This is a genomic window from Actinoalloteichus caeruleus DSM 43889, from assembly GCF_000429185.2.
Classification (GTDB): Bacteria; Actinomycetota; Actinomycetes; order Mycobacteriales; family Pseudonocardiaceae; genus Actinoalloteichus_B; species Actinoalloteichus_B caeruleus.
The window spans coordinates 259,291-272,054 of the sequence record NZ_AUBJ02000001.1 but is presented as its reverse complement, the minus strand read 5'-3'; the positions used below and the strand labels follow the sequence as shown (position 1 = coordinate 272,054).

The following is a 12,764-nucleotide window of genomic DNA, read 5'->3' as shown; positions in this document are numbered from 1 at the left end:
CGACGGGCCGGGCACCGGCGCCGGGTCGGAACTCAGCCCCCGCCAGTGTCGGCACCCGGGCCGAACGGCCGATGGCCCGATGGGGCAGCGGTGCGCCGCGGGTGCGGAGGCGCGAGGGAGGAAAGGGGTGGCCGTGGTGCGGGGCGTCAGCCACCGGCCACGTCGGACTCCGGCGACGGCTCCCCGCCACCCGTGCGCTCAGTCGCGCAACCGGACGATGACCGTGACCCGCCCGCGCTCGTCCCGGCACGCCACGGCGTGCCCGGCGCGCGGGGCACCGTCGAGTTCCAGGCTCAGCGGCCCGCCGGTGCCCGTGAAGTTGCGCCACCAGTTCTTGGCGTCCGGCAGCTTGACCGGGATGCGCACGTACTCGCCTCGGCGTCGGTAGGCGACCGGGATCGTGAAGCTGCGGCCCGAACGGCGGCCGGTGTAGGTGACGGTGGTCAGGTAGCGGCGGACCCAATGGCCCCACCGGGGCGACTCGCGCTGGGCGACGGCACAGGTGTTGACCCGGTCGACGACCCGCCTGATCCGAACCCCTCCACGACGCATCCGCGTACCCCGATCCATCTTGTGCGGTCGTCCCCACCCTACCCAGATCGACGCGAACACCGGTCGAGCCCTCTGCCGGTCAGGCGCCCGCGTAGGCCGCCAGGTGTCGGCCGGTCAGCGTGGACCGCGCCGCGACGAGGCTGGCGGGGGTCCCTTCGAACACGACCCGGCCGCCGTCGTGCCCGGCACCCGGCCCGAGGTCGATGATCCAGTCGGCGTGCGCCATCACGGCCTGGTGGTGCTCCACGACGATGACCGACTTCCCGGAGTCGACGAGCCGGTCGAGCAGGCCGAGGAGTCGTTCCACGTCGGCGAGGTGCAGGCCGGCGGTGGGTTCGTCGAGGACGTAGGCACCGCCCTTCTCCGCCATGCGGGTGGCGAGCTTGAGGCGTTGGCGTTCACCACCGGACAGCGTGGTCAGTGGCTGTCCGAGCCGCAGGTACCCCAGGCCCACGTCCACGAGGCGTTCGAGGGTGGTGTGCGCCGCCGGCACCCGCGCTTCGCCGGCACCGAGGAACTCCTCCGCCTCGGAGACCGACATCCCGAGCACCTCGCTGATGTCGCGCCCTCCGAGTCGGTGCTCCAACACCGAGGCCTGGAAGCGCCTGCCCTCGCATTCCTCGCAGGTGGTGGCGACACCGGCCATCATCCCGAGGTCGGTGTAGACGACACCCGCGCCACCGCAGTTCGGGCAGGCCCCTTCGGAGTTGGCGCTGAACAGCCCCGGCCGCACCCCGTTGGCCTTCGCGAAGGCCTTGCGTACCGGGTCGAGCAGGCCGGTGTAGGTCGCCGGGTTGCTCCGGCGGGAGCCCCTGATGGGGGTCTGGTCGATGGACACCGCCTGGACGTCGGCGGGGAGCGACCCGTGCACCAGCGAGCTCTTCCCCGAACCGGCGACGCCGGTGACGACGACCAGCACGCCGAGTGGGATGTCGACGTCGACGTCCCGGAGGTTGTGCCTGGTGGCCCCCCGCACCTCCAACCTCCCGGTGGGCGTGCGCACCACCTCCTTGACGGAGACCCGGTCGTCCAGGTGCCGTCCCGTCGTGGTGCCGCTGGACCGGAGGCCCTCGACCGTGCCCTCGAAGCAGACCGTGCCGCCCGCGCCGCCGGCTCCGGGACCGAGGTCGACCACGTGGTCGGCGATCGCGATGGTCTCCGGCTCGTGCTCCACGACCAGCACCGTGTTGCCCTTGTCCCGGAGTCGCCGCAGCAGGTCGTTCATGCGTTGGATGTCGTGGGGGTGCAGGCCGGTGGTGGGTTCGTCGAAGACGTAGGTGACGTCGGTGAGCGAGGAGCCGAGGTGCCGGATCATCTTGACCCGTTGCGCCTCACCACCCGACAGGGTTCCCGAGGGCCTGTCCAGGGAGAGGTAGCCCAGGCCGATCTCCACGAACGAGTCGAGGGTGCGCCCCATCGCGTCCAGCAGCGGCGCCACGGAGGGTTCGTCGAGGCCGCGGACCCACTCGGCGAGGTCGCTGATCTGGAGCGCGCAGACGTCGGCGATGTTCCTCCCCTGGATCCTGGACGACCGGGCCGCCTCGGCCAGCCTGGTGCCGTCGCAGTCGGGGCAGGTGGCGAAGGTGACCGCCCGGTCCACGAAGGCCCGGATGTGCGGCTGCATGGCCTCCCGGTCCTTCGCGAGGAAGGACTTGCGCACTTTGGGGATGAGTCCCTCGTAGGTCAGGTTGACACCCTCGACCCTGACCTTGGTCGGTTCGTGGTGGAGGAAGGCGTCCATCTCCCCGCGCGTGTACTCCCGGATCGGCTTGTTCGGGTCGAGGAGGCCGGACTCGGCGTAGACGCGGACGGTCCACAGGCTGTCCGACTTCCAGCCCGGGATGGTGAGCGCGCCCTCGGCGAGGGATTTGGAGTCGTCGAAGAGCTGGGTGAGATCGAGGTCCGAGACCGTTCCCCTGCCCTCGCAGCGCGGGCACATGCCCCCGGTGCGGGAGAAGGTCTGCCTGACGGTCCGGCTCGCTCCGCGCTCGACAGTGATCGCGCCGTGGGCGCGGACCGAGGGCACGTTGAAGGAGAAGGCGTTCGGCGAGCCGACGTGGGGTTGGCCGAGCCGGCTGAAGAGGACGCGCAGCATCGCGTGGACGTCGGTGACGGTGCCGACGGTGGAGCGCGGGTCCGACCCGAGCCGTTGCTGGTCGACGATGATGGCCGTCGTCAACCCTTCCAGGACGTCGACCTCGGGTCTCGCGAGGGCCGGTATGAACCCCTGGACGAAGGCGCTGTAGGTCTCGTTGATCAACCGCTGGGACTCCGCCGCGATCGTGCCGAACACGAGCGAGCTCTTGCCCGATCCGGAGACGCCGGTGAACACCGTCAGCCGGCGTTTCGGGATCTCCACGCTGATGTCCCGGAGGTTGTTCTCCCGGGCACCGTGCACGCGCAACACGTCGTGGCTGTCGGCGGCCAGTCCGGCGGACGAGGGGGAACCCGTCCTCGCGGCCCTGCTCATCGTGGTCTCCCTCCCCTGGTGGGGTGCGGTCGTCGGGGTCCGCCGTTCGCGGTCGGGCGCCGCCCGCGCCGGGGACGTCGGAGGACGACGGCCACGTGCCGTTCGCGGTCGGTGCGGTTCGCGGGGAACGGGGAACGGGGACGCCCCGGGCGGAGTCCCCGGCATCCGGTCCGCGCCCCGGGGTCGGAGCGCCCGTGCCGGCGCCCCGCGCACCCGAAACCTGACCGGCGCCCCGGTGCCGGGTGGTCGGGCCTGCTGACAGCGGCCGAGCCCGGAACGGCGACGGCGGCGGTCGGCGCCCGAGGAGGCCCGGTCGTCCCACGTGGCGCGGCGGCCCCGGGCGCTGGGCGGATCAGCGCAGTTCCTGGATGCGGAGCAGGTTGCCCGAGGGATCGCGGACGGCACCATCCCGAATCCCGTACGGCTGTTCCACCGGGTCCTGGACGATGTCGGCGTCCGCCTCGCGCAGCCGGTGGAAGGTGCCGTCCAGGTCCTGGGTGGCCAGGAGGATGCCGGCGTAGGTCCCCTTGGCCATCATCTCGGTGATCGCGCGCCGCTCCGAGTCCGTGACACCGGGGTCGGCGGCCGGGGGTTGGAGGACGATGGACGTGCCGGGCTGGCCGGTGGGGCCGACCGTGATCCACCGCATCCCCCCGTACCCGACGTCGTTCCGGACCTCGAAGCCGAGGACGTCACGGTAGAAGACGAGGGAGGCGTCGGGATCGGTGTGCGGGAGGAAGCTGGCGTGGATGGTGACGTCCATGTCGGCCAGGCTAGATGCGGCTCGGCACCCCCGCTTCTCGGTTCCTGACCGGACCGGTGCCGCTGCTGGTGACGTCCGCGCCCGGGGTCGGGGAAGCGGTGGGCGGTGCCGTGCGGGTGGCTGGCCGGCACTGCTCGCGCCTGACGACGCGGCACCGGGTTGGTGACGCGGCCGGTGGCAGGGTTCCCCACCGGCCTGGGTCCTGGTGCCTCCTGGCCTCGGCGCGGAGGGCTGGGAGGGGGACGTCCGGCCCGAGGATCACCGCTCGTCCCACCGCCGAAGGGCCGGGACCAGTACCGCTCGGTGCCGTTCCTCGCCTCGCCGGAGGGACCGCCCCCGCTCCCCCGTTACCTTTTCCGTAGCTCCTGATCAAGGAGTCGTGGTCGTCAGGCCCGGCATGACTGACGCCCCCGGTCGAACCCATCGTCCGGGGGTGGTGTCACCGGACCTGGTGGCGTCGAAGGACCGCTGGACAGGGACACGGCCACCAGCATGGTAGGTCCCGTCGTCACGTGGGTGCCCGGCGATCGAGGCTCGACCGGCGACCACCCGCGACGAACGAACGGCATGGTGGATGAACAGCGGTTTCGGGGTGTTCCTCGGCCTGGACGTCGGCAAGGGCGAACGCCACGCCGTCGGGCACGGCGGGACACCTCCCCGGGCCGCGCACCCCGGGTTCCCGCCCGTGGTCCGGGGTAGCCGACGGCGCGCGTGGGCCGAGGACGTCAGCGCGGGCGCGCCCGCTCAGACGAGGCGAACGGCGTGTGGCACGACGCCCCCGTAGCGCATCGGGGTGACCCTGACGTGGCCGCCGGAGTAGGGCGCCTCGACGATCAGGCCGTCGCCGAGGTACAGGGCGACGTGGTAGATCCTGCCGCCGGTCGCCCAGAACACGAGGTCACCGCGTCGCTTCTCGGCGAGGGGTACCTGCCGGCCGGCCTCGTACTGGTAGCCGCTGTACTTGGGGATGGCGATCCCGATACCGGCGTAGGCGTAGAGCATGAGCCCCGAACAGTCGAAGCCGACCTTCCGGTAGTCCCCGTGGGTGTCGGCGACCCCGCCGTCGCGGACCCCGAGCGTGGGCCCGTTCGCGTTGCCCCCTCCCCAGGAGTAGGGCACTCCCACCTGGGCCAGCGCGCGGCGCACCACCGTCTCGATCGCGGCGTCGGCGTCGGCGGGTGGAGTGGGAAGGCTCGGCGCGGGGTGGGTTTCGCCAGGGGCGAGGGCGCCCGGGTCGACCTGCTGGGGGTTGACCTGGAGCGCGGCCAGCCGGTCGTCCTCCTCCTGACGCCACCGCTCGTACTGGCGCCGCTGCCGTTCCAGTCCGTCGACCCGGTCGCGAGCCGCGTCCAGTTCCTCCTGGACCTCCTCGCGTTCTCGTTCGATCTCGGCGGCGAGCGACCGTTGTTCGTCCTCGGCCTCACGGGCGGCCCGGTAGGCGGTGTCCGCGGCCCGTTCCGCCTCGAGGGCGGCGTCGGCGCTGGCCCGCGCCTCGCGCAGCGTGTCGCGGGCCGCGGCGTCCTTGTTGGCCTTGTCGGTGCTGACGTGCTGCAGCTCCTCCATCGCGGCCTGGTGGCTCTCGCCGACGGCGTCCAGGTACTGCGCGCGGTCCAGCAGGTCCTTGGGGCTGCTGGCGCCGAGGTAGGCGCCGAGGGAGTTGACGGCCCCGCCGCCCTGGTAGCTCTCGGAGGCGAAGGAGTCCATGGCGGTCCGCAGCGCGGCCAGCCGGTCTCCCACGTCACGCGCGGCCTCGGCGGCCTCGGCGGCCCTGTCCTCCGCCTCCTGGTGGCGCCACCGCGCCCTGTCGAGGTCCACCTGTGCTCGGCTCGCGTCCTCGCGGCGCAGCGCCACCTCGGTGAGCACGGCATCCAGTCGCGCCTCGACCTCGGCCAGCCGGCCGGTGAGGCGCCCGACTCTGGCCGCGTTCGCGTCGACTTCCGCCCGTTGGCCGTCGATGTCGGAGTCCGAGGGGTTGGGCGGCGGTGCGGCCAGGGACGATCCGGCGAGGCCGACCGTGAGCAGCGCGCCCAGGCCACCGACGAGCAGTCCTCGTACCGGTTCACGTGCCCGCACCGTGCTCACCCCCGCCGACCAGCCCGGGCACTCACCACCGTCGTGCGCGTCGCGGTGGGTCGCCCCGGACACCTCGCCATCGCGTGAGCAACTGTGCACCAGGGCATCAGGAGTGGCCATTCGTCGCAGCTGTCCCACCAGTCACGTACATCACGCCGGGCGCAGGAGAACCGCTGCTCATCTCGGGGTGGTTCCGGCTCCGGCCGCCGGAGTCGTTTCGCCCGTCCGGGTGAGCTGCGAGACTGCGTCCGTGCGTGCGAAGGCCGGGAGGACCGCCTCGGTGGTGAGTGGTGCCGGACTGGTCGTGGCGGTGGTGGGCACGTTCCTGCCGTGGTTGAGGTCCGGCTCGACGTACCGGGACAGCCACCAGACCGTGGGAGTGCTGCGCCGGTTCGGCCTGGTGGAGGGCACTCCGGTGGAGTACCTGCTCCCCGGGTGGCCGATGCTGGTCCCCCTTGCGGCGGCGATCCTGCTGCTGCACCTGGCGGGGTGGTCGAGGACGGGTGCGGCGCTCGGCGTGGTTTTCTCGCTCCTCGCGGGAACCGTGGGGGTCATCGCGAGCGTCCAAGGGATCACCAGCGCCGGCCTGATCACGGTCATGGCCCTCGGCCCCGTCACGACCGCACTGGGGGCGGTCGTGGTCCTCATCGGCAGCCTCGGCGCGCTCGTCGTCCACCGGACGACGTTCCATCGGCAACAGGAGAAGTGACGTGACCTACCCACCGGGACCCGGAAACCCGTGGCAGCCTGAGCAGCCCGGCCCGGACCAGCATGCCCCGTACGCCCCTGGGCCGGCTGGGCCGCCCCCGGGAACCCCGCCACACGGTGGCGGCCACCCGCAGCCGCCGCAGGGTTACCAGTACCCGCAGCAGGGTCAGCCCTACCCGGGGCAGTTACCGCCCGGCGGCCCCGGTGGTTTTCCCGGCGGCCCCGGTCAGCCACCGCCGGCGAAGAACCGGCGCACCGGCCTGCTCGTCGGTTCGCTGGTCGGTGTGGTCGCGGTGGGCGCGGCGGCCGTGGGCAGCTACTTCGCCTTCGGCAACGGTTCCGCCGCGGCGTCCGGTGAGGCTGATCCGGCCAGCGCGGCGAGTCGGCTGCTCACGGCCGTCGAGCAGGAGGACGCCGTCGGCCTCCTCGAGTCGCTCGCACCGGCGGAGGCCAGGCTGAGCGCCGACTACTTCGAGATCATGACCGGGGAGTTGACCCGGATCGGGATCTTCGACGAGTCCGCCGACCCCGCCGCGCTGAGCTTCAATGGCTCACTCGAGGGTCTGGCGTTCGACGAGGCGGCCGAGGAACGGGTGAACGAGCACCTCGTCATCAACTCGGTGTCCTCCGGGACGCTCACCCTGGAGAGCGCGTCGCCCGAGGACATGCCCTTCTCGGACAAGGTCCTGGACGTCATGCCCGAGCTCCCGGACACCACGGCCGAAAGCGAGACCATCGACCTGGCCAGCCTGCCGGAGACCGGCCAGCCGCTGCGGATCGCGACCATCCAGGTCGACGGCGAGTGGTACCCGAGCATGTTCTACACCGTGGCGGACTTCGCGCTGCGGGAGTCGGGCATGGGGTGGCCGAGGGACTCCGTCCCGGCCGTCGGGGCTGACTCCCCCGAGGCGGCCGTCGAGCAGCTGGTGACGGCGGCGTTGGACGTGGATGTTCGCCGGTTGGTGGAACTGCTGCCGCCCGACGAGATGGCCGTGGTCCACGACCTCGGCCCGCTCCTGCTGGAGGCGGTGGGGCAGACCGAGCCGACGGGGGCGCGCCTGGTGGAGCTGAACACGTCGACCACCGACGTGACGGGTGGGACGCGGGTCTCCCTCGACCACGTGTCCCTGGAGGTGAACGGCGAGCAGGTGTCGATCCAGCGGGATGGCGACTGCCTCCAGGCCACCGGACCGCAGGGCTCGGAACGGCTGTGCCCGGTGGAACAGGCCCGGATGAGCCTGTCGCAGGACCCCGCGTTCCCGCAGGAGGCGTTGCCGTTCATCGAGCGTCTCGCCGAGAACGTGCTGGGGGCGGGGATCGTGACGGTCGAGGTGGACGGCGAGTGGTACGTCAGCCCGTTCCGCACCGGGATCGACCTGATGGCGGTCGTGTTGAGCAGCGTGGAGCCCGAGGACATCGACGCGCTGCTGGCGACGGCCCCGCGCTGATCCGGTCGCCCGCGAACCGCTCCGTGACGTGGTGGTACCTCGACCCGGAAACCGCACCCCGCCTTGAAAACCAAAAAAGGACAAGCGTACTGTTTGTGCTGCGGCGAGGTCGATCGGCACGGCAGAACCGGCTGGGCCAGACTTGACCCGTCTCCCGAACTGACCTTGCACCGTCGCGAGATGGAGTGTTTGACGTGACCGCACCTGCGAGCCAGGACAGCTTCGGCGCGCGCGGCACGCTCACCGTCGGCGACGCCTCCCACGAGGTGTTCCGACTGAGCGCGCTGCCCGGAGCCGACCGACTCCCGTTCAGCCTGAAGATCCTGTTGGAGAACCTGCTCCGCACCGAGGACGGCCAGAACATCACGGCCGACCACGTGCGGGCGCTGGTGAACTGGGACCCCAAGGCCGACCCGTCGACCGAGATCCAGTTCACCCCGGCCCGGGTGATCATGCAGGACTTCACCGGCGTCCCCTGCGTGGTGGACCTGGCCACCATGCGGGAGGCCGTCGCCCAGCTCGGCGGTGACCCCAGCAAGGTGAACCCGCTGGCCCCGGCCGAGCTGGTCATCGACCACTCGGTGATCGCGGACATCTTCGGCAGCCCGGACGCCTTCGAGCGCAACGTGGACCTGGAGTACCAGCGCAACCGCGAGCGCTACCAGTTCCTGCGCTGGGGCCAGAGCGCGTTCGACGAGTTCAAGGTGGTCCCGCCGGGAACCGGCATCGTGCACCAGGTGAACATCGAGCACCTGGCCCGGGTCGTGATGACCCGTGGCGGGCAGGCCTACCCGGACACGCTGGTGGGCACCGACAGCCACACGACGATGGTGAACGGCATCGGCGTGCTGGGCTGGGGCGTCGGCGGGATCGAGGCCGAGGCCGCGATGCTCGGCCAGCCGGTCTCGATGCTGATCCCCCGGGTGGTGGGGTTCAAGCTGCACGGCGAACTGCCCTCGGGCACGACCGCGACGGACCTGGTGCTGACGATCACCGAGATGCTGCGGGAACACGGTGTCGTCGGCAAGTTCGTCGAGTTCTACGGGTCGGGCGTGGGCGCGGTGCCGCTCGCGAACCGCGCGACCATCGGGAACATGAGCCCCGAGTTCGGGTCGACGTGCGCCATCTTCCCCGTCGACGGGGAGACCATCGACTACCTCAAGCTGACCGGTCGGTCCGCCGAGCAGGTCGCGCTCGTCGAGGCCTACGCCAAGGAGCAGGGGCTCTGGCACGACCCCGACGCCGAGCCGCTGTACTCCGAGACCCTGGAGCTGGACCTGGGCACCGTCGTGCCCTCCATCGCCGGCCCGAAGCGCCCCCAGGACAGGATCGAGCTGGCCGCGGCCAAGCAGGCGTTCCGCAACACCATCGGCGAGTACGTCAGCCCCGGTGAGTCCGTCGTGGACGAGGCCGTGGAGGAGTCCTTCCCAGCCAGCGACTCGCCCACCTACGCCCACGCGGATGACGAGGGCGGCAAGCCCCGGACCGTGCTGTCCGCGGCGAACGGCGCCGCCGGGCGTCCCAGCCGTCCGACCAGGGTCACCACCGAGGCCGGCACCTTCGAGCTCGACCACGGCGCGGTGGCGATCGCCGCGATCACCTCGTGCACCAACACCTCGAACCCCTCGGTGATGATCGGGGCGGCGCTGCTGGCCAGGAAGGCCGTCGAGCGGGGCCTGTCCTCCAAGCCGTGGGTGAAGACGACCCTCGCCCCCGGCTCCAAGGTCGTCATGGACTACTACGAGCGGGCGGGGCTCCTGCCCTACCTGGAGAAGCTCGGCTTCAACCTGGTCGGTTACGGCTGCACCACCTGCATCGGCAACTCCGGGCCGCTCCAGGAGGAGATCTCGACGGCGGTGAACGACGCCGACCTCGCCGTGGTCTCCGTCCTCTCCGGCAACCGCAACTTCGAGGGCCGGATCAACCCGGACGTCAAGATGAACTACCTGGCCAGCCCGCCGCTGGTGGTGGCCTACGCGCTGGCCGGCTCGATGGACCTCGACCTGAGCACCGAACCGCTGGGCACCGACCAGAACGGCGAGTCGGTGTACCTGTCGGACATCTGGCCCTCCCCGCAGGAGGTCCAGGAGGTCATCGGCTCGGCGATCTCGGCGGAGGGCTTCAGCGAGGGCTACTCCGACGTGTTCGCCGGTGACGACCGCTGGCGTTCGCTGCCCACCCCCGAGGGCAAGACCTTCGAGTGGGACGCCGACTCCACCTACGTCCGCCGCCCCCCGTACTTCGAGGGCATGGGCATGGAGCCCGAGGCCGTCACCGACATCGCCGGTGCCCGCGTGCTGGCCCGGCTCGGCGACTCGGTCACCACCGACCACATCTCGCCGGCCGGTGCCATCAAGGCCGACTCCCCCGCCGGTCGCTACCTGCGGGAGCACGGTGTCGAGCGCAAGGACTTCAACTCCTACGGTTCCCGTCGTGGCAACCACGAGGTGATGATCCGGGGGACCTTCGCCAACATCCGGCTGCGGAACCTGCTCCTCGACGACGTCCAGGGCGGCTTCACGAGGAACTTCCTGGCCGGCGGTGAGCAGACCACGATCTACGACGCCTCCGTGGCCTACGCCGAGGCGGGCGTGCCGCTGGTCATCCTGGCGGGCAAGGAGTACGGATCCGGGTCCTCCCGCGACTGGGCGGCCAAGGGCACGTCGCTGCTGGGCGTCCGCGCGGTCATCGCGGAGTCCTTCGAGCGCATCCACCGGTCGAACCTGATCGGGATGGGGGTGCTCCCGCTCCAGTTCCCGGAGGGCGAGAGCGTGGAGTCGCTCGGGTTGTCCGGTGTCGAGACCTTCGACATCAGCGGGGTGACGGAGCTGAACGACGGTTCCACCCCCAGGACCGTCCGGGTGACCGCCACCGGGGAGGACGGGCAGCGGGTCGAGTTCGACGCCGTGGTCCGGATCGACACCCCGGGCGAGGCGGACTACTACCGCAACGGCGGCATCATGCAGTACGTGCTGCGGAAGATGGTGCGCGGCTGATCCAGGCGTGCCGAGCGCGGCGGCGCGGTGACCCCCGAACCCGGGCGGTCACCGCGCCGTTCTCGTATCGCCGGGCCCGTGCCGACGGCCCCGACGGCGGTCCGGTGCTGGTGCGTGGCGCACCCGCTGGGTGTCAGCAGCCAGCCGGTACCCAGGAGCACTCGAGGACGGACTCGTCGACGCCGGTCGCGGGGTCGTCCGAGGGCGACACCGGAGCGCCGGTGGCACGCGACATGGGCAGTGGCCGGTCCTCCGCGCCCCGGTACTCCGCCAGCCGGACCGCGACGGCGTCCTCGACGTCGCGCGGGCTGGGCGAGAGGTAGTTGTTGGACAGGATCGAGAACACCAACGGTTGGCCGTCGGTGGCGGTGACGTACCCCGACAGCCCCGTCACGCCGGTCAGGGAACCGGTCTTGGCCAGCACGTTGCCCTCCGCCTCCGTGCCGGCCATCCGCGACCGCAGCGTGCCCCCGACCAGGCGGTCGGGATCGCCGGCCACCGGTAGCGACGCCAGGAACACCTCGAACCAGGGCTCCTCGCGCGCCTGGACGAGGAGGTCGGCGAGCTGGCCGGCGGTCACCATGTCCATCCGGGACAGGCCCGATCCGTCGACCATCCGGTAGCCGCCAGCGGGCAGGCCCAGCTCGGCCAGCTCCTCGGAGAGGACCTCGGTGCCGGCCGCCCAGGTCCCGGAACCCCGGAGCTCGGCCCCCAGGGTCTTCACGAGGATCTCGGCGTGGCCGTTGTTGCTCAGCTTCATGAAGGGCACCAGCAGTTCCCGCAGCGGCATCGACTCGCGGACCGCGAGCTGAACGGCGTCCTCCGGCGTCGCGCCACGGCGGATCCCGCCGTTCACCCTGATCCCCGCCTCGTCGAGAGCGCTCCGGAGCACGTCCGCCGCGTACCCGGTGGGGTCGTCGACGGTGCTGTACCGCTCCACCGGGCCGGAACCCGCCGCCAGCGAGCCCCGCACGACGATGTCGTTGCCGCCCCGTCGCCGTTCCACCGCGAAGCCGGCCGCGTCCTCCGCCATCGCGGTGGTGGACTGGTTGACGACCCGGACGTGGTCGGTCGGGGGTACCACCTCCACGGTCGTCGGGTCGCCGGGCTGGTCGCCCGGCACGACGCGCACGACGACGGTCCCGGAGTCGTAGTCGGTGTCCGGCGCGACGGTGAGCGCGGAGATCTGCGCCGAGTAGTAGTACGGCTCGTCGTCCCAGGACCAGCCAACCCCCAACGGGACCTCGTCGAACCAGGTGTCGTCGGCCACCAGGTCGCCGCGCACGACCCGCACCCCTGCCTCGACCAGCCGTTCGGCGAGTTCCGCGTAGTCCTCGGCCAACATGGTCGGGTCGCCGGTCCCCCGGAGGTGGAGGTCGCCAGGGAGGGCGCCTCCCCTGGGCGGGGAGGCGGCGTGCAGGCTGGTCGTGAACCGGTGGTCGGGGCCCAGCGCGGACAGCGCGGCCGCCGCGGTGAGCAGCTTGCCGTTGGAGGCGGGGAGCAGCAGGTCGGAGCCGCCCCGGTCGTACAGGGTCTCACCGGTCTCCGCGGACCGCACCACCACCGCGGTCCGCGCTCCCGCGAGCCGGGGATCGTCGAGGATGCGGTCGAGGTCGGCGGTGAGGGCGGCGCGGCCGGTGGGGTCGGACGAGGCGGTCGCGGTGACGGCAGCCCCGGCGAGCAGCACGAGGCTGATCCCGAGCGCCAGGAGTGAGGTCGGTCGTCTGGCCATCGCTGCCTCCACGAGTGTGCGT

8 protein-coding genes are annotated in these 12,764 nt (G+C 71.8%); 3 read left to right on the top strand and 5 right to left on the bottom strand.

Features of this window, described 5'->3' with window-relative positions:
- Positions 1 to 198 precede the first annotated feature (198 nt).
- The 4 genes from G443_RS01130 to G443_RS25270 form a co-directional block, all read right to left on the bottom strand.
- The gene (locus G443_RS01130) at positions 199 to 552 is read right to left on the bottom strand and encodes a hypothetical protein (protein WP_026418773.1); all 354 of its coding nucleotides are present in this window, start codon (positions 550 to 552) and stop codon (positions 199 to 201) included.
- 79 nt (positions 553 to 631) lie between these two features.
- On the bottom strand, positions 632 to 3,022 hold the full coding sequence (locus G443_RS01125; RefSeq protein ID WP_026418772.1) for an ATP-binding cassette domain-containing protein: 2,391 nt from the start codon (positions 3,020 to 3,022) through the stop codon (positions 632 to 634).
- Positions 3,023 to 3,374: 352 nt separating this feature from the next.
- Entirely contained in the window at positions 3,375 to 3,785 is a 411-nt protein-coding gene (locus G443_RS01120) for a VOC family protein (protein WP_026418771.1), read from the bottom strand.
- A gap of 744 nt (positions 3,786 to 4,529) precedes the next feature.
- Positions 4,530 to 5,930, bottom strand: a complete 1,401-nt coding sequence (locus tag G443_RS25270; protein WP_211237526.1) for an NlpC/P60 family protein — start codon at positions 5,928 to 5,930, stop codon at positions 4,530 to 4,532.
- A 211-nt stretch (positions 5,931 to 6,141) separates the two neighbouring features.
- On the opposite strand from G443_RS25270, the gene G443_RS01110 reads away from it, so the two are divergent.
- From G443_RS01110 to G443_RS01100, 3 genes are all read left to right on the top strand, one after another.
- Positions 6,142 to 6,567 carry a hypothetical protein gene (locus G443_RS01110; protein WP_155886124.1) on the top strand — a complete coding sequence of 142 codons (426 nt, stop codon included), beginning with the start codon at positions 6,142 to 6,144 and terminating at the stop codon, positions 6,565 to 6,567.
- Position 6,568: 1 nt separating this feature from the next.
- Positions 6,569 to 8,014: a hypothetical protein gene (locus tag G443_RS01105; protein WP_035292037.1), complete on the top strand. Its 1,446-nt coding sequence runs from the start codon at positions 6,569 to 6,571 to the stop codon at positions 8,012 to 8,014.
- Between the two features lie 194 nt (positions 8,015 to 8,208).
- On the top strand, positions 8,209 to 11,010 hold the full coding sequence (locus tag G443_RS01100) for an aconitate hydratase (RefSeq protein ID WP_026418768.1): 2,802 nt from the start codon (positions 8,209 to 8,211) through the stop codon (positions 11,008 to 11,010).
- Between the two features lie 133 nt (positions 11,011 to 11,143).
- On the opposite strand, the gene dacB is transcribed toward G443_RS01100, so the two are convergent.
- Complete coding sequence (gene dacB / locus G443_RS01095) at positions 11,144 to 12,742, bottom strand: D-alanyl-D-alanine carboxypeptidase/D-alanyl-D-alanine endopeptidase (protein WP_026418767.1); 1,599 nt, start codon at positions 12,740 to 12,742, stop codon at positions 11,144 to 11,146.
- Positions 12,743 to 12,764 lie beyond the last annotated feature (22 nt).